A 21,273-nucleotide genomic window follows, 5' to 3' on the forward strand; every position below is an offset into this window, starting at 1 on the left:
GTCATCATGTCCGACGTCCCTGCCACCCTGCCTGACGGCACACTGACCTTCCTGCCGGAACGCCTCAACCGTGACCCGGCCGTCCTGCGCGGCCTCACCAACGACGAGATGTGGGTCGCCTTGATCGTCGGTGCCGTGTTGGGCGTGATCCTCGGTGCACCGCTGGCGGTGGCCACCGCCTCCATCGCGACTCTCCCCACCTGCATGTTCCTATGCATGGCGTTGGTGCTGCTCGGCGGAGGCAAGCTGCTGCGCCGGGCCAAGCGTGCCCGCCCGGAAACCTGGTTGTACCGGCGGCTGCAGTGGCACTTGGCGGTGCACTGGGGCATTGGTTCGCACCAACTGATCCTGCATTCGGGACCGTGGACCGTGCGCCGTACACGCCGGCATAGAAGAGCCAACCCATGAGCCGCTTCCGCAACAAGGTGGATGCGCAGCAGGCGCATATTTTCAGCCTGCGCCTTGCCGTGGCCATCCTGGCGCTCCTGTGCTGCGGGCTGTGGTACGGCTGGCAGGCCGCTCCCTCCGAGCTCACCATTCACGTACCACCTGATCTGCGCTCCGGCAGCACGCGCAAATGGTGGGATGTTCCGCCCGAGAACATCTACGCCTTCGCCCTGTACATCTTCGGCCAACTCAACCGCTGGCCCACCGACGGCGAGGTCGATTACCACCGCGCCATCTTCGCCCTGCAGCCCTATCTAACGCCCGCGTGCAAAACGTTCTTCGACGGAGACTTCGAATATCGCAAGGCCGCTGGCGAACTGCGTGGCCGGGTGCGAGGAGTCTATGAAGTACTGGGCCGCGGCTACAGCGACGACCCCGACTTGCGGGTGAAGCAACTGGATAAGCACAGCTGGCTAGTCAAGCTCGACCTCAACGCCGACGAATACTACGCCGCCGAGCCAGTAAAACGCGTGGTCGTACGCTATCCGCTGCGGGTGGTGCGTTTCGATGTCGATCCCGAGCGCAACAAGTGGGGCTTGGCGCTGGACTGCTACGAAGGCACACCGCAGAAGCTGACCCTGCCGGGAGGTGCGTGATGATGCGTGTATTGATCCTGATTCTGATAATGGCCAGCGGCTGGTGTTCAGCGGTCGGCGCCGTCGAGGTCAAATACTGGGACCGCCTACCCTTGGCCGTTCCGCTCACGGTGGGCCAGGAGCGGGTCCTGATGCTCGATGAAGACGTTCGCGTTGGACTGCCCAGTGCGATCGCCAGCAAGCTCCGCATACAGTCCGTAGCTGGTACGGTGTACCTGCGCGCCGCCGTGGCGTTCCCTCCTACCCGGCTGCAGCTTCAGTCGGTGAAGACGGGCGACATCATCCTGATCGATATCGAGGCGCTCGAGGGCAGCGAGGCGCTGGAACCAGTCAAGATCGTGGCCCAGATTCAAGTGCCGGACGCGGACACCAAAAAAGATGCAGCACCCTCGGCGACGCCGGTACCGGTGGTGCTGACCCGTTATGCCGCGCAGAACCTCTACGCGCCTCTGCGTACCGTGGCGCCATTGCCGGGTGTACGGCGTGTGCCGCTGACCGACTCCATCGCATTCAGCACCTTGCTGCCCACCGAACGAGTTTCGATCAAGGCGCTTGCAGCGTGGCGGCTCGGCGACTACTGGGTAACGGCGGTAAAGATCGTGAACCGCGGCCCCGACAAAATCGCGCTGGACCCACGTCACCTGCAGGCCACGCTGTACGCCGCAACGTTCCAGCACCCGGACCTCGGCCTCGCCGGCACGCCTGAAGACACCACCGTGGCTTACCTCGTCACCCGCGGCGGCGACCTGAAGCACGCGCTGCTGTTGCCTCCGCCAACACCAGAGGCCGCCGATCATGAAAGCTAACAGCCTGCTGAAGTGGTTGGTACCCGGGGTCCTGCTGGGCATCGTGCTGATCATCGGCAAGTCCTGGATGGCCACGCCGGACGGTCAGCCCGCTCATGATCCGGACAAAACCACGCTCAGCGCGGAACAGGCCAAGGCCCTTGGCATCGCGGGCGATACCCCGCGCGACACCGTGGCCACCCTGATTGGCCAGGTCAAGGCGATGCGCAGCGAGATGCAGACGCTGAAGAAAGGCAACGATGCGCTGCAAACCGAGAACAACCGGCTGCGCTCGCGCGAAGGCAATATCGACACGCGCATCCAGAGCACTTTGAGCAGCGTCACCCAGCAGGTCACCGAGCAGCGCCAGCAGGCCAACGATGCCCGGCAGAAGGCCGAACAGCAGCACCGCGAAACCCAGGGCCTGCTGTCCAGGCTCAAGGACCAGCTTACCAGCAAGCCGGCCGCGAAGTCGGATGTCCCCGCAGGCTTTGGCCTTGAGCCCAGCGACGGGCAACAGTTTTCGGGGGCGGATTCCGCGTCTGACGCAGTCCAGTGGATCGAGCCGTCGAATGCACGCGCCGGCCTGGACGACACCAGCAAAGCGGAAGGTCCGCTGTCATCGCTGACGTCGACGTTCAAGGACCTGCACGGCCTGGACAACAACGCCATTGATCGTGGCCAGGACCGTTTGCGTGCCGTCGCCAAAGGCGAGCGTGACTTGGAGAATGCCCAGGACCGCGCCGAGGGCGCCAAGCCCGCCTATACCATCCCCGAGAACTCGACGCTGATGGGCTCGATCGCCATGACCGCGCTGATTGGCCGGGTCCCGGTGGACGGTACGGTGAACGACCCCTATCCGTTCAAGGTACTGGTGGGCCCGGACAACCTCACCGCCAACGGCATCGACCTGCCGGATGTGGTCGGCGCGGTCATGAGCGGCACCGCTGCCGGCGACTGGACGCTGTCCTGCGTGCGCGGCCAGGTCGAGTCGATAACTTTTGTCTTCAGCGACGGGACCGTTCGCACGGTGCCACAGCCGCAGAAGGTTGTTAGCCGCAATCGCAGCAGCGCCCAGACCTCGGACACCGAGAAGATCCGTGGCGGGCTGGGCTATATCTCCGATCCCTACGGCATTCCCTGCATTTCTGGGGAGCGCCGCTCCAACGCCCAGCAATACTTGGGCAGCCAGAGCCTGATCACCGCGGCCGGTGCCGGCTTCGCCGCGGCCCTGGGCAGCGAGCAGACCAACACCTCGTTCATCAACTCGGCCGGCGGCAGCCTGGGCCTGACCCAGAACAGCGGCAACAGTGCGTTGAACTCGGTCATCAGCGGTGGAATTGGCGACATCCGGGAGTGGATCAACAAGCTCTATGGCGAAGCCTTTGCCGCCATCTACGTGCCGCCCGGGGCCAAGGTGGCCCTGCACCTGGACCACGAGATCAGCATCGACTACGAGCCTAAAGGCCGGAGAGTGAACCATGAAAGCCCATCCATCTCGGTACTGGATCTGGATTAGCCTGCTGCTCGGCCTGCATCTGAGCGGGTGCTCCACCAGCAAAGAGGAAATGCTGCCCCACGGCGATCACACCATGCTGGACATCTGGAACGGCGGTGGCTCCGTCGGTTCCCAGCAGCAGCTGCAGGAGGCGCGTGGCGAACTGCGCCGTCCAGTGCTCGACCCTGAGCGCCTGATAGGCGACCAAAGCGCTTACACGCGCACCGCCGCCAACGAGATCCGCGCCCAGTTCCCGCGCCTGCCCAATCCGGACCTGGTCATGTACGTGTACCCGCACCTGGCCGGTACCCAGCAGACCCCGGTACCTGGCTACTCGACGGTATTTCCGCTGTACGAGAAGGTCCAGTACGCGCTGCCCGGCGAACGCTTGGACGACCTGTGATGGCCGATGATCCGAGTCACGACCCGCCACGCTGGAAGCCCTGGCGCGCGGCGCAGCGCCGACGCGCGACGCTTGCCGACGAGACCATCCAGTACGCGCATAACCCCAGCTTCACCGATCACCTGCCCTGGGTCGAATACCTCGAGAATAAGCAGTGTTTTCTGCTCGACGACAACCGCTCAGTGGGCGCGGTGTTCGAGCTGCAGCCGATCGGGACCGAGGGCCGTGAGCCTGAGTGGTTGATGGCGGCCCGTGACGCCCTGGAGGATGCGCTGCAGGACAGCTTCGACGAACTGGACCAGGCGCCCTGGGTGGTGCAGTTCTTTTGCCAGGACGACAGTGACTTTGCCCCGTACCTGGAACGCCTGGAGCGCTATATCGCGCCCCGCGCCCGCGGCACACCATTCACCCAGGCCTTCTTCACGTCGATGCAGCGTCACCTCGACGCCATTGCTAAACCGGGAGGGCTGTTCGATGACCATGTCGTGTCCCACCTGCCCTGGCGCGGCAGCAATCGGCGGATTCGCCTGGTGGTCTATCGCTGGCTCGGGGACCAGCGTGACGAAGACGGGCAGAGCCCGACTCAGCTGCTGAGCCGCACCTGCGACCGCCTGGTGGCGTCGCTGCAGGCCTGCGGGGTCAGCCCTCGACGATTGACCGGCCGCGACTTCTACACCTGGTTGCTGCCCTGGTTCAACCCGTCTCCAGCCCTCACCGGCGAATCCCCCGCAGCGTTCTATCGACGCGTGCCCTATCCGGAGACGGACGACGGCGAGGAGCTACCGCTGCCGTTCGACCACGATTTTGCCGAGCGGCTGTTTTTCCAGGAACCGCGCTCCGATAGCGAACAGGGCCTCTGGTACTTCGATCAACAGCCCCATGCGGTGATGGTGGTCGACAAGCTGCGTAGGCCGCCGCATATCGGCCAGCTGACCGGCGAAACGCGTAAGGGCGAGGCGTTGAACGCCTTGTTCGATCAGTTGCCCGAGCAGGCGGTGATGAGCCTGACCCTGGTGATCACGCCCCAGGATGTGCTTGAGGAGCAGCTCAACCGTCTGGCGCGTAAAGCCATCGGCGAGAACCTCGCCTCGACCCAAACCCGCCAGGACGTGGAAGAAGCGCGCGCGCTGATTGGGCGCAAGCACAAGCTGTACCGCGGCACCTTGGCGCTGTATCTGCGCGGTGCGGATGAACAGCAGCTGCGCCAACGTTCGGTCCAGGCTGCCAACGTGCTGCTCGGTGCCGGCCTGCAGCCGGTGCGCGAGGGCGATGAAGTGGCCGCCTGCAACAGCTACCTGCGCTGGTTGCCGATGGTCTACAACCCCGCCCGAGATACGCGCAACTGGTACACCCGGCTGCTGTTTGCCCAGCATGTCGCCAACCTATTGCCGCTTTGGGGACGCAGCATCGGTACCGGCAACCCGGGCATCACCTTTTTCAATCGTGGGGGTGCACCGCTGTCGTTCGACCCGCTGTCGCGCTTCGACCGCTCGATGAATGGCCACCTGCTGTTGTTCGGCCCGACCGGCGCCGGCAAATCGGCCACCCTGGTCTCGATCCTGATGCAGGTCATGGCCGTGTACCGGCCGAGGCTGTTCATCGTTGAAGCGGGCAACTCCTTTGGCCTGCAGGGCGACTACTTCGCCACGCTCGGCTTGTCCGTCAACAAGGTCCAGCTCAAACCCGGCAGTAGCCTTAGCCTGGCGCCGTTTGCCGATGCCCGTCGGCTGATCGAGCACCCGGATCAGGTGGCCAGCCTGTCGATCGAAGACCTGGATGAAAACGCGCCGGACAGTGATGAGCAGCGCGATGTGCTGGGCGAATTGGAGATCACCGCACGGCTGATGATCACCGGTGGTGAAGCGAAGGAAGAGGCACGCCTGACCCGCGCGGATCGCAGCCTGATCCGCGAGTGCATCCTCGATGCCGCCCAGCACAGCGCCGCGACCGACCAACAGGTACTCACGCGTCATGTCCGCGATGCCCTGCGCCAGGTCGCCAGCGACGCCCATTTGCCTGACAAACGCCGGGAACGCGCGCAGGAGATGGCCGAGTCCATCGACCTGTTCTGCCAGGGTTTTGAGGGCGCCCTGTTTGACCGGCCCGGCACGCCCTGGCCGGAGAGCGACGTGACGATCGTCGACCTCGCCACCTACGCCCGCGAGGGTTATGAAGCGCAGATGTCGATCAGCTACATCAGCCTGATGAACACGGTGAACAACCTCGCCGAGCGCGACCAGTACCTCGGCCGGCCAATCATCATGGTCACCGACGAGGGTCACATCATCACCAAAAACCCGCTGCTGGCCCCCTTTGTCGTCAAGGGCACGAAGATGTGGCGCAAGCTGGGCGCCTGGTTCTGGCTGGCGACGCAGAACCTGGCCGACTTCCCCGACGCGGCGCAGACCATGCTCAACATGATCGAGTGGTGGATCTGCCTGAACATGCCGCCGGCGGAAATCGAGGAAATCGCCCGTTTCAAGAAACTCACGCCGGCGCAGAAGGCGCTGCTGCTCTCCGCGAGCAAGGCCTCGTGCAAGTACACCGAGGGCGTAGTCCTGTCGAAGAACCTGGAAACACTGTTCCGCGCAGTGCCGCCGAGCCTGTACCTCGCACTAGCCATGACCGAGCCCGAGGAAAAAGCCCAACGGTGGCGATTGATGGAGGAGCACCAGCAGTCCGAGCTGGAGGCCGCCCTGCAGATCGCGACGGAGATCGATCGCCTGCGCGGCATGTTATGAGCGATGCCGCCAGGACTGTTCGCAATCCCTTAGTTCAGCAAAAAATCGACAAGAGCACATTTGTACTCTTTCGGTATTTTGCCTGACTCGCTCTCCCAGATCAGCCGCCAGACGAAATCGATAAACGCGGGCTCAGTTTGTTTCCCGTACTCCAGTGCCGGATACGGGATGCTGAAACTTGGCGCATGGATGCACACCGCTGCCACCTGCCGAGCGTTGCCCATGAACGTGACCGCCTCTACCGCCTGCAGATCACCGAAGCCCAGCAAGACCGGCCGAAGTCGTGCGCTCACTGCGGCGGTTCTGCTCATCGCCACCGAGCAGTGCCTGGCACTGACCACCCCGACCATCATCGCCTCCGTCACTTCGCTGCAGTGCCTGGAGTACCGGGTCGTCGGGATCTGCTACTGGCTGCTGTGCACGCCGTTCGGCTGCACGGTGCGAACCTCGCCGAAGATCCGGCATTTCATTCCCGAGCTGGTGGTGTCGAGTTACGCCGACACCGGCGCCAACCCCTGGAGTGAGATGTCGGCACTGTCGATGCCGACGTCAGCATCCCAAGGCGGTGGCAACCTCATCACGCCTTCGCTGCAGCGCGATAACCTGCCTCGGTTCAAGAATGTCGACGGCATCGGGCACCCCGGCGGGGCTGCCCTGACGGCCTTTGCGCACACGTTCGGCTATGCGTGCCCAAGCGGTGCCGTGCCGCTTGCGCCCTACTACCTCAGTACCCTCGACCCGCTGGCGTGGCGCCAGGCCATTCCCGAATCTGTCTACCCGCAAGCACTGGTTCCGGGCATGCGCGAGATCGGTAACCAGGCACTCGGCGACATGTGGGGTAGCGTCTACCCACGCCACGGTTTTCTGGTGCAGCCCGACGATTTCAAGGCGGCTGCCGTAGTGGCCCAGCGCGCCAGTGATTTCATCACCCGCGCTGGCCAGCCGCATGTCTACGTGCCGTTGCAGCCAATGCCCGCTCCCGGCTACTGGCCGCCGCAGCCGGTGATTGAGAACAACGTCAACAACCACCGCTGGCAATTGCTCACGCCGGTGATCCAAAGCACCTGCGCCATCTTCCCCAGCGCTACGATCCAGAGCGCCGACGGCGCCTATGCCTGGTCGCTGTGGCGGCCCTACCGCTGCTGCCAGCGCATGGGCCAGACCTTCCTGTTCAGCATCGATTTTGACGGAGGCCAATGATGAAGACACTCTCGCTAGGTCTGCTGTGCTTCCTCGTCTATGCCGTGGGCAACGCCGCCGAGAACGGCTACCACCTTGGTGACCAGGCTCAGGTGCTGGACGACCGGGTGATGTACACCATCGGCGGCGGTTCAGCGGCAGGAGCGCCCTCCTCGCTCTACCGACCCAATGGCCTTGGCGTGGGCATGTCTTGGCGCGCCAACATGATGTGCGGAAACATGAACCTCTCGAACACCCTGCAGAACCAGCTCAATGGCGCCACCCAGGGCTTCCAGCAGATCATGGGCAACGTCATTCAGAACGCCACACAGGCGGTGATGTCGCTGCCGGCGATGATCATCCAGCGGGCCAACCCCGGGTTGTACGAGCTGCTGAGCAATGGTGTTCTGCAGGGACGGATCGACTTCGACCGATCCAAGCTCACCTGCCAGGCAATGGCGGCGAAGATGGCCGACAAGGTCGACCAGGCCGGCTGGGGCGCGCTGGCGCAGAACCAGGAGATGCAGCACAACCTCGAGCAGTCCGGCGGTGATGCCGTGACGGCGGTGAAGGACACCGAATCCAACAACGGCAACAACGGCGTCAGTTGGGTCGGTGGGAAAAAAGCCGGTGGCAACGGCCAGCAACCCATCCGGGTGACGTCGGACGTGGTCAAAGCCGGCTACAACCTGCTGCACAACCGGGCGGTCGAGGATACCTCGGCTCTTGGTTCGGCTTGCCAGAATGGCGCCATCTGCCAAGCCTGGTCGAGCCCCGAGGAAGCCTCCGAGTGGGCGACGCGTGTGCTCGGGGAAACCGAGGTTCAGACCTGCGACGACTGCGAGACGCTGCGGGTAACTGCCGGTACCGGGCTGTCGCCGCTGATCCAGGAAACCTACACGGAAAACCTGGAAGGCTTGCAACTCATGGTCTCGGGTGCCGACCAGCCGACACCAGAGAACCTGGGCAAAGTCTCTAGCCCGTTGCTGCAGGTCTCCCGCGGCGTCATCGAAGGGCTACGCGACGACCCCGACCAGAACCTGCTGGCCCGACGCCTGGCCAGCGAGACCGCGCTATCGAGCGTGATCTACAAGGCGATGCTGCTGCAGCGCACGCTGTTTGCCGGCAGCCATGAGCCTAACGTGGCCTCAGCACAGCCCGCCACCAGCGCCCTCAATGGCAACGTCGAAACCCTCGAGCGCGAGATCCGCCTGCTGCAAACCGAGCTGCAGGTGCGCCAGTCGCTGGCCACGAACACCGCCAGCCTGGTCCTCGATCGCCACGCCGGCGGTGCCGACGCCTCGCGTAGCATCGATCAGCGTGATCCGGAGCCGGACCGTTTGCGCCGGGCCGAACAGGAGAGGAGCACGCCATGATCTTGTTTTCGGTGAGGTCCACGCTCGCACGTGTGCTGATGATCCTCGGCGCCATGCTGGGCATGTTGATGATTGCTTGGATGGCGCTGCACCTGTCCGTGACCCAGCTTGATTGGGTCCAAACAGCACGCTCAAGCACGCACTATTTCGCGTGCTGGCGCGCGCTCTTGTACACCCTGATTTTTGCCGGGTGGGCCGCAGCGTTACGCAGGCGGCCCAAGCCTGAAGATGAGCAACGGCTGAAGCGCCTGGGCTTGATCGGCTTCAGCTCGATCATCCTGGTCGAACTGTCTCGCGTGTGAGGTGCAAACATGAACATGAGCACCAACAGCTATCTCGAGTACTACCTGTCGCTGCTGGCCTGGATCATCAACAACGGCATCTGGAACACGTTGGCAGACACCGGACTGTTCGCCGCTCCCTTCGGTGCAATCATCCTCCAGGAATGGCTGTCGGCCCGGCAACAGGGTGCCGACGAGGGCAACAAAGGGCTGTTGTCGATCCCTCGCATCGAGAACCGGTTGTGGATGAGCTACGTGGTCATATTGTTTGGCTGCATGCCGTTTTTCCCGCTGAACCTTTCATCCGTGAGCTTTGACTATGCGGCGAGCCAGCGCTGTGGCGTGTCCATGGCGAAGCCCGCAGACACGGCCTGGGGCACAACCTTCAACACCATCGGCGAGAAGTCAGCGAATGTACCGGTGTGGTGGTTCCTGGTGCATGCCACGAGCAAAGGCATCACCGCCGCCGCGACCGCGTCGATCCCCTGCGCACCTGACATCCGTGCGATGCGCATGGAGATCGACAGCTCGCGGATCAACGACCAGGTACTGCTGCAGGAGGTCGCCGACTTCACTCGAGACTGCTACGGCTTTTCCCGCTCGAGGTTGTTTACCAATCGGCCCGAACTGGACGAATCGCAGAGCTATGACGCTTCATGGATTGGCTCGACCTACCTGCTGAACACACCGGGCTATTACGATACCGATCGATCGCGAACGCCCAGAATCGATTGGCCATACGACGAGACCCGTGACACCTCCCTACCCCAGCTCGACAACGGTGCTGGTTATCCCACCTGCAAGCAGTGGTGGAGCGATGGCACCATCGGATTACGTGATCGTTTGGTGGCCGAGGTCGATCCATCGCTGATGTCGCAGTTGCGGGGTTGGCTGACTGGGCGCACCACGACCGAGATCGAAGACGCTACCTTGCGAGAACTGGTGAGCCCGCGGCAGCAATCGTTGAGCATGGCACCCGGGCAGGTGTTCCAGGACTACGGCAGCAGTGCCCGGGGCGGTTCACTGACACAAGGGCTCAACAACCTGGCCACCAATACCGGCCTGGCCCTGGGTTCTTTCAGCAATTTCCCGGCGATGAATGCCCTGCGTGCCGCCCTACCCATGGTTCAAGCCTTCCTGATCATGGGCACGATCATCAGTTTGCCGCTGGTGCTGCTGATCAGCACTTACCAGCTCAAGGCGCTCATGACGATTACGTTCGCGCTGTTCACCCTGCACATGCTGACGTTCTGGTGGGAGCTTGCGCGCTGGATCGATTCGAGCATGCTGGAAACGCTGTACAACCAAGTCTCCGCCACCGAACAGCTGCTTTTGTCATTACCGACGGCAGGATTCATGGACGGGACGGTTACCGCGCAGGTGATCGAGTACGTTATGGGCGCAATGTTCGTGGTGCTGCCGATGTTTTTCCTCGGCGCGATGAGCTGGGCTGGTTACAACGTTGGCAGCAACGTTCAAAGCTTGCTTACTCAGGGCGTGGAAAGCGCCAAACTTCAAGCTGGGAAAGGATCATCTGAAGTTGTCGGGGGTATTCAAAAGCTCAAGTAAAAATCAGCGTAGTGATCCGTGGTCGTCATACATTTCAGGATACTTTAAACGATGGCGAGGGTGACTCACTTCGAAAATATCAGGCTCATTATCAGGTGCAGTTATTGGCAATGCTGCGATTGTCCAAAGCGCAAGCATCCCAAGCGCTAAGAAAAGCGCAACTGACGCAACCGCAAGCAAAATGAGCAACTTGAAAATCTGCAAGCCAAATTGCCGATACTTGAAGGGCACTGAAGCTAATGCACTGGAGTGAAGCACCGTCGTTTCGAGTCGCTTGACCATCTGGCCAGCACCAACCGCAGCGTGTATGCAATGCTTGCCGATGCTGGTCCGACTGGAGGTTGAAGAAGCTGTAGTCGACATTTGATTGGCTCCTTTCCCGTCATTTCGCTCGCGGCCATTTGGTTACAGCCAACTTGGATCCAAGCTTTAGCTTACTCTGCTGCCGCTGATTTCCATGACCGTTGATCACCTGAGGGTAGCGAATTATCACCGGTGGCGCTCAGTGGACTGGTTCGCTCGACCCGTGCGAAAAACACCATTGACGCTTTTCGGCTCGCTTGTTAAACCAGTTGTGCAATCGCTGGTTTTCCGGCATCCCAGGTAGCCATAACCTTTGAGGCTACGTCACGTATGTGATGGTTACCCCCCAAATGCGACTCGCGTTCGGCAGCTCGCATGGTCACCGTTCCCCGGTGATGAACGCCTTCTAATCCCCGTAGCTCTCTGAGCCTGCGTCTTCGACGCACCTAACCCAATCCATTCCAGTGCTGGGAATTCTCCCGCATGGGTGGCATTCCTCCGCACCTTCTGGAGGATCTCACCATGTTGCGTTTCACAGGCACTGAACTTCACGCCGTGTTAGCAGAGGCCAGTATCAACGGTTGCAGAGTGATATTGGTCAAAGACCACGGCGTCTACCTAATGTCAGAGGTTGGCGAAAGCAAGCCGGATGGCGGTGGGCGTAAACGCGTGGCTTACGCCACCGGTTGCAACCCTGCCGTCGACGCCTTCGACACCTGGTGGAATCGCGCCCGCGATGAATTTGGCGGCGATGATTTTGCCGAGTACTTTGACATCAATGATCCCGTTCTCGCCAGCCTTCGCGGCACTGCAGGATCGCTGGTGGTGGAGGCCACCTCCACCCACCTGTACCTGGCCGCCGAGGTTGATCCTGCGGGAAAAGCTTGAACGTAAAAGCAAGCACTTCGCGCTTCCCGAGAGGCACTTAGCGGGCCTTTCGGGAGGCATTACACACTACGTTCAGACTGAGTGGAGATCGCCGCTGGTCAGGAATTCAAGGCCGATAGTCTTCCTTGGAACACCCTGGATAGACCCGTTCAAAAGAGGTCAGGATCGGAGATTGACCCCACGCTCAGGCGCGTTTTAATGGACGGACGCTCCCTGCTCGGCGGGTTGATCGGATCCGGCAAATCCACACCAAACCTCAGAAAGGTGACGCGGAATCTGCTAACCGGAGGCCTCCATGCCCAGGATGAACCACCTCTCCACTGCAATTGTGCTGAGCCCAGGGGTCTGGCGGCAGTTCATTGAACCCGCCACAGGCGAGGAGCCGGTTGGACAATCTGCACTGCGCTTGGCTGGCCTGCTCAATAGCGCGCTGATCTCTGCACCGCTTGCCCTGCACCGTCCCATAGCACTGCAACTCGACCTACTGAGCAACGGCACTTCAGAAATTGCCCATTTGCCGCAGCTTCAGCTGGCTCGCGTCACACCACGCAGCGGCCCGGCTTTTTTGCTCGTCCGACTGCCTGATGAGAGCGCGGTAGACATCGCCGCCCTCTGACCCAGTTAGCACACTCACTTCCCCTCTACCCCACCGGGAACCCTTCCCGGTGGGGAGGTGTTCCCCCTTCACAACCGGAGAACGCCATGTCCGATATCTACCAGGACGTCACCAACAAGATCGTCAGTGCCCTGAGCCAGGGCGTGATCCCCTGGATCAAGCCCTGGACCACCACAGGTTCAAGCGCTGACGGTCCTTTTCCCATCAACGCCATCACTCGGCGTCCCTACGCCGGCATCAACATTCCGCTGCTGTGGGCGGAGGCGCGACTGCGTGGCTTCACTCAAGATCGCTGGCTGACCTACAACCAGGCGCGCAAAGCCGGAGGCCATGTGCGAAAGGGCGAGCAATCCACCCTCGCGGTGCTGTACAAACCGATGAGCAAGGAAGCGCACGACGAGGACGGTCAAGTCGTTCGTGATGAACAAGGCAATATCAAGATGGTGCAGTTTGCGCTGCTGCGGACGCACTGCCTGTTCAACATCGAACAGACCGAAGGCTTACCGGGCGAGGAGCCAGCCTCCGCTGAGCACGCCGAGCCCGCGACCTTTATCGATCATGAACCGGCCGAGCATCTGCTGGTCGCCAGCGGGGCGCGCATCGAGCATCGCTACGGCGATGACGCGTTCTATCAGCCGATTCGTGATCTGATTCAGCTGCCTACCAAGGCGCAGTTCGAGGACGTCGGTAGCTACTATGCAACGGCTCTGCATGAGCTCACGCACTGGTCGGGCCATCGCACTCGTCTGAACCGGGAAGGTATCACCGACGGGCATGCATTCGGCTCCACGGCGTATGCCTTCGAGGAGCTGGTCGCAGAAATGGGCGCCGCGTTTCTCTGCGCACTCACCGGTACCACGGGTGAGTTGCGGCACGAGGAATACTTGGCGTCCTGGCTGAAGATACTCAAGGAAGACAAACGAGCCATTTTCCGCGCCAGCGGTCAGGCGCGGGAAGCCTCTGAGTATCTGTTGGCCTTGCAGTCCGCTCAAGCCACGGATACCCCTACACGTCTCACCGCCTGATTTCATTCACCCAGCAAAAGGCCCCGATCTGGGGCCTTTGTTTTATCTGCTGCGCGGCACTGGCCGCAGGCAGGAAGCCAGTGATTACTGCAGCCAGCTCTCAACGGTGTCCGAGCCGTGCTCCTGCTTCCATTGCTTGAGGATCTTGTGGTTGCCCCCCTTGGTTTCCACAACCTCACCGCTCTGCGGATGCTTGTAGCGTTTCACCTCGCGAGGCTTGCGCTGGCTGCTGCTGGACGCACTCGCGGTCGCTACACTCAGGCCCTTGGTCGGATCCAGAATGCTGATCACCTGGCGCAGGCCCATGCCGTACTGTTCCAGCAACGCTTTGAGTTTCTGTTCAAACTCGATTTCCTGCTTCAAACCGGAGTCGTTTTTCATGGCATCCAGCTGTTGCAGCTGCGCGGCCAGTTGCGCTTCCAGTGCTTTGAACTCGGCAAGTTTGGACATGAATAATATTCCTAGGCGTGGGACAAGTGCAGGGATAATAACTGAGACCGCGACTTTAGCCGAGGGTTTACTTAAAGCGTACGAGCTCTTGCGAGGTGCAGGTAAAAACTACCTCGCCTGGTTACTCAATCAGACAAGTGCTGACACATGAGCGCCACAAGTTGCCTCGGGTGTGCGCTGTTCCCGATCTTGAACACGATATCGCGCTGGCTGCGGGGCAGTTTTTTCCACAGCGCTTGGCCGCAGATCGGATGGCCGCATCCGTGCCATGAATCCGATCGGCCAGTAACACGACCAACACTGCATCACTCAACGTCATCCGCGCCCCTGCTCTAGTAATGATGCCGGGCAGTCTACGCCCTGAACAAAGGGACCGCTATTCCGAGCGGCCGCCGATTCCGATGGACCTGGCTTCGAATTATCACACACGCGAAAAAGGCCAAGGCGGTAAAGGGTAACGGCGGCAATGGAAGGGGGCGCAAGGGTAAGAGGCTTATCCGAAAAGGCAAAAGGACTTCCCGAACGAACAGCAGGTCATGCGATGAAACGCTGGTGGTTGAAATTTCGAAAAGGTGAGGCGCCAGAGCTCACTCCCACTCCCTTCGTCGAGGGCTTCATGGTTCCGCAGTCGGCTGAACATCTGCTCGCCGTCGATCACCGAAAAAGGCTGCTCGAACGTATCTGGCAGTATACGGCCCTCTCCGAAGCGCAGTTTGATCGGCTCTACCTCGAGCCCATCCGCCGCTACGCCAGCTTCGTACAGCAACTTCCGGCCAGCGAAAGCCATCATCACGCCTATCCCGGGGGCATGCTCGATCACGGGTTGGAACTGATGGCTTGCAGCTTGAAGCTGCGCCAGTCCTACCTTCTCCCCAGTGGAGCTGCACCGGAAGACCAGGCTGCACAGGCCGATGCCTGGAGCGCTGCGATTGCCTACGGCGCCCTGCTTCATGACATCGGTAAAATCGCTGTCGACCTGCAGGTGGAGTACCAGAACGGTGAGTGCTGGCACCCCTGGCACGGCCCGCTGAACCAGCCCTACCGTTTCCGCCACCACCCCGGCCGCGATTACAAGCTGCACGGTGCCGCGGCGGGGTTGCTCTATACGCAGATCCTGTCACCCGCCCTGCTCGACTGGCTCAGCAATTACCCCGAATTGTGGAGCCAATTGCTGTTCCTGCTCGCCGACCACTACGAGCACGCTGGGACACTTGGGGAGCTCGTGCTGCAGGCCGACCGGGTGTCCACCGCGCAAAACATCGGTGGTAATCCTGCGAAGGCTTTGCAGGCGCCCAAGCACTCCCTGCAGCACCACTTGCTAACGGGACTGCGCCATCTCGTCAAGAACGAGTTCAAGCTCAACCAGCCCGGCGCAGCCGGCTGGCTGACCGAAGACCACCTGTGGCTGGTGAGCAAGACCACGACCGACAAACTGCGCGCACATCTACTGGCCCAGGCTGTGGACGGTATCCCCATCTCCAACATCGCCTTGTTCGATGAGCTGCAGTCACATGGATTGGTGGAAGCGACACCGGAAAGCAAAGCGGTTTGGAACGCCACTGTCTCGGACGGTGACTGGCAGCATCGCTTCACCTTCCTTCGCCTGCAGCCGAGTCTGATCTGGGCCGATGAGCTCCGACCAGACTACTTTAGCGGCACGATTGAACCAATGACGGTCGCCCCCCTGCCAACTAGTGAAACCAGCGAACCGAGTACAGCTGGGCCGCAAACTGCCGCGGATAAGACGCGGCCGGCCGCCGCTCCCCAGACTCAGGATTTTGATTACCTAGACGATCTGATGAATATGTTGGAGGAGCCGCGTCAGCCTGAGACCAACTCAAGCACTAGAAGCGAGCAGTCTGCAACTACACCGCCCCAGGATACCATCGGAGTGGCCTTTCTAGAGTGGCTGCGCGACGGTCTGCGCAGTCATCGATTGGTGATTAACGACAGCAAGGCCAAAGTCCACACCGTGGAGGGTACTTTTTTCCTGGTCACTCCGGGCATTTTCCAACGCTACGCCGCGGAGCATCCGGAGCAGGCGAAAACGGACGATGAGATTGCACCTTGGCGCCACATTCAACGTCACTTTGAGAGGCTGGGAATTCATCAGAAACGAGCTAACGGACAGAACATATGGACCTGCACGGTAAGAGGGCCTCGCAAAACAAGCCTCCTAAATGGCTACCTTATTCTCGAAGCAGCAAGCATTGCCGATGTCACTCCAACTGCAAACCCATTCCTTTCATTGCAAATATCTGGGTAGTTACGCACCCTGCGATGGAAGCTGGTTGCGCTCGTATTTACCCTAACCGCGATAATTCACGCCATTGAGCTTCCGATGCCCATGATCGCTCGGTTATCGATAATAGCATTGCTAAGTCACGCGGATTATGGCAGGGCTATGGGAACCTATCTGCACTCTGGGCCAGCGAGGGGCACCGTGCGTTCGAGACCGCGATCTTCACTCCCGGATGCAATGAAGCCAAAGTCAAGCCGCCATCAAAGGGAGGCCCGTCGTCGTCCATGACTAAAACACCAGCTCAGCAACGGCTTGCCCCATACCATTCCAAAGCGGCAACTGAATACTTTCCAGATGCTCATCGTCGACCACGAATGCAAGACTGTACCTCGCGCGGGTGATAGCCACGTACAGCTTGTTCCTGGACTCCTCCGTTTTGTCCTTATCGAAAACCTTAAGGTCACCGCCTAAATACTTGAGATGTTTGTCCGGAGAAATAATCAGAACGCGATCAAACCCAAGACCTTTGCTGGAGCCGAAGGTGTGACAGGGCATGCTAGGCGGCAAATAGCTTTTGCCCATAGACGACGACCATCGCAAGACCTGAGGATTGAACGCAGCGAGATACTCGCTCACCTGTGAGCGTTTGATGACGAAGGCGCCGTAGTGGTGGGCCACTTCATCAGGAACGTTCTCTACTTCTGATAGAGTCTTGTCATAAAGACCGGGGTGAATCGTGTCGGATAGATCACAGATGTCCTGGATGCATCGACGGTTCTTCGCCAGCGAGCGCTGTTCAAACTTCAAGCGCTGGAAGTATTGGATCTTCTGCAGCGGCGTTTCCGGCGCCTTATGGCCGAACGTAGTCGTGTAAATGGTTTGACGAAAATCACCGACACAGCAAATCGAGTCAGGCATGACCTTACTCAGCGCCTTGATGACGTCGTAATCCCAGCCCACCAGATCCTGAACCTCATCGAAAAAGACCCGCTGATAAATTTCCCTCAGCCGCTTAGCAGGAGCATTCTTAGACGCAGCCGAGACCCTCGTCGCCAATTTCGCGAGCAAGCCGGTATAGGCTTTTGTCTTACAAGAGGTCAGATAATGGAGCGGGTTCAAGCCGTCCTCGGTCTTCTCCCCTCTATTGGGAAACCAGGTCTTCGTACCCGGGATCAGGTGAGGGTTCTGCTCCGTGAACATTGTCGTAGTGATACGCTGAGGGAACACAAAGTGTTGGTACGGTCTCACCTTGTCTTCCAAGTAGAAAGAGAACAGACCTTTGACGACAAAATCGTCACAGCTTCTGCCGTACACCTCGACGAAGCGAGAACGCAACTCGGCCTGGTTGCTCATCGTGTAGGTAACGACCAACACGCGTCCACCCGCCTTGATGACTTCGATAGCATCTTCAATGATTTTGTGGGTTTTGCCTGACCCGGCTCCAGCGATCCAAAATTCATTAGCCAAAGTCGAACACCTCATCCAGAAATGCCGGATACTTGAAATCCAGGCTCCCATCGAAAAGCTTGATTGCCGAATCGACCTTGCGCGCCCCCTTGCCATTGCCCTTGACGCTTTTGAACCAATTGATCAGAAATTCGCGACGTTTATCCAATCCGGCTTCCTCCTTGTAGAGATTGAAGGTTTGCGTGGATAGCGCTTCCTTCGCGAAAGCGTTCAGCGTTTTCAGGTCAGTCGCATTGGCGTAAATCATTGCGGGCTCAAGCGAGAATTCCTCGTCTTTGGCTGAGGAGATGAGCTTGATGTTTGCAAAGGCCGCATAATCGTCTCGGGCCTTCACAACGTTGCCGTTCATTTTCACGATAGTTTGAATTTTTTTCAGGTTTTTTGAACTTATTTGAAGAATGGCCGCATGTCCCGTGCGTGAAATCAGATCTACCCATCAGATGTGATTGACACACGTGTCAACGTCTATAGCCTTGTAATTGAGGGCTGCAATTGCGCATTTGTCGGGACTGGGTACCAGCAAGAGCCCCCCCGGAATTTTGGCAGCTGAGAAAGCTGGTTTCTCTGAAGTAGTGACGACGGGCATAGCCGGTCGGATTCTGAACCCAAGGTCGCAAGGCTGGGAGCTAAAGGATCGCTGCGACTACTCCTCAAACCTACCGAAAAGGCACCTTTGGGTGCCTTTTTGCTTGATGCTTGGCGTCAGTTGCATCGTCCAAAGGCTGCGTGGCTAGGCTCAAGCGGGCTCAGTTGCACAAGCTTGAGTAGAGCATTATCCCAGCTCGGGTGATCAGAGAGTGGAAGCGCGAGGCCTCAATTTGGGACCGCCCAGCAGTGTAGGATTCAGCATATCGACATGAATGGAGGCCTTCCCCTTCCTGGTTTACAGCGCCTGATAGGCTGTATTTTTCGACCCCATGTAAACCACTTTTTTCACTGTAAACCACAGTGGTTTACAGTGAAAAAAAGTGGTTTACAGCTGAGCTCGTAATCGGTGGAGAGACACTTTTCCGTCCCTAGACAGCGGCCTTCATGGACTGCTGGAAGGGCGAAGAGCTGTTTAACCCCAGAAAGGGGGTTAGCAATGATCCTGAACTATCGATTTCCGGCGGTTCGGGTGGGTGTTTCCGGAATCAGTTTCTTGACCATGGCGTCGGTCCTGTAGGCTTCTTCAGCGTCGTCGGACAGCGCCGCCCAGCGGGACGGGCTGATGCTACGGCAAAAAAATCGAGCGGATGGAGACCGGGACAAAGCCTGACAAGTCGAATGAAGTAATCTCTCTAGTTCCCGATTAGCTGCGATATTCAAATCTTATCCGACCTAATTCTCTAAATATTAAAATAATAATACGGTAAACGTAGTAGATAATACATTGCCTCCGTACGGTGGGCGCCAGCTAACTGTTGCGCTGGATGCTCGGCGCAAAACAGCCGCTCGGCCGCTGACGCGTTCATCGCCGGCGGTTCCGCTGATACCGTGCGCAGCTATCAGAGCGCCCTTGCCTAGGGTCAGACGTACTATCCACAACTGACCCGGAGTCGAGATGAACAGATTCGAGAACAAAGTGGCGTCGTGACTGGAGGTGCTGGCGGTATCGGTTCCGCAATAGCAGCGCGCCTGGCAAGTGAGGGGGCGACGGTCGTAGTCAGCGACGTCAATCTGCAAGCCGCGCAGGACGTTGCCAAACAGATTGAGGGCTCCGAAAGCCAAAAAGATCACACCCGTCGTACTGTCCATCCAGCGGATAGCCTTTTCTTTACGCAGCACCGTGGCCAACGACTGGGTCGCACCGATCAACACCAACGACACAGCAGCCGAAGCAGTACCTGAATCCCCCAAAGGCCGAATGTCCAAGCAGCCAGTGGTTGACCTTGCGGAATGAACTGGGGCGGGAACGAAACGTAGAAAATCCACACTTTCGGATTCAGTAGGTTCCCCATCATCCCCTTCACGAACCAGTTTGAGGACGCCTTCTCTGGGATGCCAAAGGCTGTCTACGCAGTGATTTTCGCCTTCCAGAGTGCTCCCGAAAGTCAGACCGCCGCTTAAACTCACCACCTTCGTAAACCGGGCTGCCCCAGCAGACCTGGCGCGGAGGATTGTCGGCACTGACCAACGGTCAGATAATGCGGTAATGCTCGCGACTGGTGATTTCGAAACAACTGATGGCCTCTCTAAGCTCCCCTTGTAGGAGAACAGGAGCTTGGCCTTTTCGTGACCTTGTTCTGATCATGGCTAAAGCCATCTATCCAGCGAGGCAAAGCCAACCGGCAATGGCCTGTTGCATGTTCCGCTGATGTAGGCGCTTTTCAGAAACTCCCAACTGGCCATCAGCGATGGCCAGATTCCTGAACACGACAAATTTGCTTAGATCTTATGTCGACCTCGAGCCGAGAGATGGTGGAGGAGTCAGTCCTTACTTGCGTAAACCCGATCAGCAAACCTGGAAATCGCATCAGCCATCTCCTTCGGCCGTTCAGGTGCAAGGGCATGGCCTGCTCCGGCAATTACTTGGTGTTCCACTCGATCACCCAGCATCGACTTGAGTATATTGGGAATTACAACTGCATCCTTTTCAGCTTGAAGGTCCAGAATGGGCACTGTGTTACCAGCAGACCAGTAGCTCTCAACCGGTGTGCTATCTCGGGCGTGATCTTGAGCCACATGTGTTTTGTCATACCACCCGGTTAACCACGCTCGCGCATCATTGCCAGGGGCGAAGAATGCTAGCTCAAGGTATTTGATTCGCTGAGCTTCAGGTAACGCATAGTTGCCCGCTCCCTTGATCGCTTCAACCATCCTTCCATAGGGCTTCTCCGACGATCCCGGAGGCAACTTCCCAATGGATGCAGCAGCCAATACCACACCTTTCACAAGATCCGGACGATCAACCGCAAGCACGCGTGCGGGCTGGCTTCCCCAGGCATGACCAACGACAATTGCAGCCCCGGTGTGGGCCTTGTCCATCACTAACGCAACATCGGCAGCAAAATCATGCAACGTTGGCGTGTCCATGGGGGCCCGGCTTCCATTGACACCCCGAGGCTCTGGTCGAATCACGCGGTAACCATCATCAGCCAGGTAGCTGGCTACCTGATCGTAATCGTGAGCACCCCGGCCCTTAGACGGCAGGATGACGATGGTTTTTCCAGATCCCTGAACCAATGCCTCAATGTGGACATCCCCCTTGCTCGCAGTCAGGATGGAGACATCATTCTTGGCGTGAGCAAATTGGCTAGCCAAGCAAAAACTGAGCAGAGTTAGTGAAGTCGCAAAGTAGGTAGAACGCATGGTCTATGCCTCTTATTTTTATCTGGTATGCGAAGGCTGATACCTGCCCCGCTGACAGCAGACTATGCATTTAAAAAAAACTGACAAATACCGTGTATTGATAGCTGTTCATGACA

The 21,273-nt window shown here is 59.4% G+C and carries 19 protein-coding genes and 3 pseudogenes; 15 read left to right on the plus strand and 7 right to left on the minus strand.

Annotation, left to right across the window (positions count from 1 at the left end; genetic code table 11):
- Nucleotides 1-6: 6 nt before the first annotated feature.
- From ACF8FB_RS10310 to ACF8FB_RS10355, 10 genes are all read left to right on the plus strand, one after another.
- Complete coding sequence (locus tag ACF8FB_RS10310; protein ID WP_367250892.1) at nt 7-408, plus strand: TIGR03750 family conjugal transfer protein; 402 nt, start codon at nt 7-9, stop codon at nt 406-408.
- Complete coding sequence (locus ACF8FB_RS10315; protein WP_186556101.1) at nt 405-1,043, plus strand: PFL_4703 family integrating conjugative element protein; 639 nt, start codon at nt 405-407, stop codon at nt 1,041-1,043. The genes ACF8FB_RS10310 and ACF8FB_RS10315 overlap by 4 nt, the downstream gene beginning before the upstream one ends.
- Nucleotides 1,043-1,849, plus strand: coding sequence for a TIGR03749 family integrating conjugative element protein (locus ACF8FB_RS10320; RefSeq protein WP_392511280.1), 807 nt, complete (start codon nt 1,043-1,045; stop codon nt 1,847-1,849). The genes ACF8FB_RS10315 and ACF8FB_RS10320 overlap by 1 nt, the downstream gene beginning before the upstream one ends.
- Nucleotides 1,839-3,347, plus strand: a complete 1,509-nt coding sequence (locus ACF8FB_RS10325) for a TIGR03752 family integrating conjugative element protein (protein WP_392511281.1) — start codon at nt 1,839-1,841, stop codon at nt 3,345-3,347. The genes ACF8FB_RS10320 and ACF8FB_RS10325 overlap by 11 nt, the downstream gene beginning before the upstream one ends.
- Nucleotides 3,310-3,729 (plus strand): TIGR03751 family conjugal transfer lipoprotein, encoded by a 420-nt coding sequence (locus ACF8FB_RS10330; protein ID WP_392511282.1) that lies wholly within the window; start codon nt 3,310-3,312, stop codon nt 3,727-3,729. Before ACF8FB_RS10325 ends, ACF8FB_RS10330 begins: the two co-directional genes overlap by 38 nt.
- Complete coding sequence (locus ACF8FB_RS10335; protein ID WP_392511283.1) at nt 3,729-6,470, plus strand: conjugative transfer ATPase; 2,742 nt, start codon at nt 3,729-3,731, stop codon at nt 6,468-6,470. Before ACF8FB_RS10330 ends, ACF8FB_RS10335 begins: the two co-directional genes overlap by 1 nt.
- A gap of 222 nt (nt 6,471-6,692) precedes the next feature.
- Nucleotides 6,693-7,670, plus strand: coding sequence for a TIGR03756 family integrating conjugative element protein (locus ACF8FB_RS10340; protein ID WP_392511314.1), 978 nt, complete (start codon nt 6,693-6,695; stop codon nt 7,668-7,670).
- On the plus strand, nt 7,670-9,025 hold the full coding sequence (locus tag ACF8FB_RS10345; protein ID WP_367250899.1) for an integrating conjugative element protein: 1,356 nt from the start codon (nt 7,670-7,672) through the stop codon (nt 9,023-9,025). Before ACF8FB_RS10340 ends, ACF8FB_RS10345 begins: the two co-directional genes overlap by 1 nt.
- Nucleotides 9,022-9,327 carry a hypothetical protein gene (locus tag ACF8FB_RS10350; protein ID WP_367250900.1) on the plus strand — a complete coding sequence of 102 codons (306 nt, stop codon included), beginning with the start codon at nt 9,022-9,024 and terminating at the stop codon, nt 9,325-9,327. Before ACF8FB_RS10345 ends, ACF8FB_RS10350 begins: the two co-directional genes overlap by 4 nt.
- A gap of 9 nt (nt 9,328-9,336) precedes the next feature.
- Complete coding sequence (locus ACF8FB_RS10355; RefSeq protein ID WP_367250901.1) at nt 9,337-10,875, plus strand: conjugal transfer protein TraG N-terminal domain-containing protein; 1,539 nt, start codon at nt 9,337-9,339, stop codon at nt 10,873-10,875.
- Between the two features lie 3 nt (nt 10,876-10,878).
- Here the strand turns inward: ACF8FB_RS10355 and ACF8FB_RS10360 are convergent, their stop codons facing one another.
- Nucleotides 10,879-11,238: a hypothetical protein gene (locus ACF8FB_RS10360; RefSeq protein ID WP_302088562.1), complete on the minus strand. Its 360-nt coding sequence runs from the start codon at nt 11,236-11,238 to the stop codon at nt 10,879-10,881.
- A gap of 462 nt (nt 11,239-11,700) precedes the next feature.
- Between ACF8FB_RS10360 and ACF8FB_RS10365 the strand changes: the two genes are divergently transcribed.
- The 3 genes from ACF8FB_RS10365 to ACF8FB_RS10375 all read left to right on the plus strand — a co-directional run bounded on the left by ACF8FB_RS10365 (nt 11,701) and on the right by ACF8FB_RS10375 (nt 13,707).
- Nucleotides 11,701-12,066: a DUF3085 domain-containing protein gene (locus tag ACF8FB_RS10365; protein WP_367250902.1), complete on the plus strand. Its 366-nt coding sequence runs from the start codon at nt 11,701-11,703 to the stop codon at nt 12,064-12,066.
- Nucleotides 12,067-12,361: 295 nt separating this feature from the next.
- Entirely contained in the window at nt 12,362-12,682 is a 321-nt protein-coding gene (locus ACF8FB_RS10370) for a hypothetical protein (RefSeq protein WP_367250903.1), read from the plus strand.
- Nucleotides 12,683-12,768: 86 nt separating this feature from the next.
- Nucleotides 12,769-13,707: an ArdC family protein gene (locus ACF8FB_RS10375; protein WP_392511284.1), complete on the plus strand. Its 939-nt coding sequence runs from the start codon at nt 12,769-12,771 to the stop codon at nt 13,705-13,707.
- Between the two features lie 84 nt (nt 13,708-13,791).
- Here ACF8FB_RS10375 and ACF8FB_RS10380 read toward each other — a convergent pair whose 3' ends face one another.
- On the minus strand, nt 13,792-14,157 hold the full coding sequence (locus ACF8FB_RS10380) for a histone-like nucleoid-structuring protein, MvaT/MvaU family (protein WP_367250905.1): 366 nt from the start codon (nt 14,155-14,157) through the stop codon (nt 13,792-13,794).
- Between the two features lie 125 nt (nt 14,158-14,282).
- Nucleotides 14,283-14,476: pseudogene (locus ACF8FB_RS10385) on the minus strand (hypothetical protein).
- A 222-nt stretch (nt 14,477-14,698) separates the two neighbouring features.
- Between ACF8FB_RS10385 and mobH the strand changes: the two are divergent.
- Nucleotides 14,699-16,423: a MobH family relaxase gene (mobH, locus tag ACF8FB_RS10390; protein ID WP_392511285.1), complete on the plus strand. Its 1,725-nt coding sequence runs from the start codon at nt 14,699-14,701 to the stop codon at nt 16,421-16,423.
- A gap of 264 nt (nt 16,424-16,687) precedes the next feature.
- Here mobH and ACF8FB_RS10395 read toward each other — a convergent pair whose 3' ends face one another.
- Together ACF8FB_RS10395 and ACF8FB_RS10400 are read right to left on the minus strand one after the other, a co-directional pair.
- Entirely contained in the window at nt 16,688-17,866 is a 1,179-nt protein-coding gene (locus ACF8FB_RS10395; RefSeq protein ID WP_392511286.1) for a UvrD-helicase domain-containing protein, read from the minus strand.
- On the minus strand, nt 17,859-18,215 hold the full coding sequence (locus tag ACF8FB_RS10400; RefSeq protein WP_392511287.1) for a hypothetical protein: 357 nt from the start codon (nt 18,213-18,215) through the stop codon (nt 17,859-17,861). The genes ACF8FB_RS10395 and ACF8FB_RS10400 overlap by 8 nt, the downstream gene beginning before the upstream one ends.
- A gap of 1,223 nt (nt 18,216-19,438) precedes the next feature.
- On the opposite strand from ACF8FB_RS10400, the pseudogene ACF8FB_RS10405 reads away from it, so the two are divergent.
- A pseudogene (locus tag ACF8FB_RS10405) lies at nt 19,439-19,519 on the plus strand (dehydrogenase); the annotation flags it as partial.
- Nucleotides 19,520-19,561: 42 nt separating this feature from the next.
- On the opposite strand, the pseudogene ACF8FB_RS10410 reads toward ACF8FB_RS10405, so the two are convergent.
- Both ACF8FB_RS10410 and ACF8FB_RS10415 read right to left on the minus strand, forming a co-directional pair.
- Nucleotides 19,562-19,839: pseudogene (locus ACF8FB_RS10410) on the minus strand (LysE family translocator); the annotation flags it as partial.
- 436 nt (nt 19,840-20,275) lie between these two features.
- Complete coding sequence (locus ACF8FB_RS10415; RefSeq protein WP_015270316.1) at nt 20,276-21,157, minus strand: alpha/beta fold hydrolase; 882 nt, start codon at nt 21,155-21,157, stop codon at nt 20,276-20,278.
- Nucleotides 21,158-21,273 lie beyond the last annotated feature (116 nt).

Source organism: Pseudomonas sp. yb_2 (genome assembly GCF_043103905.1).
Classification (GTDB): domain Bacteria; phylum Pseudomonadota; class Gammaproteobacteria; order Pseudomonadales; family Pseudomonadaceae; genus Aquipseudomonas; species Aquipseudomonas alloputida.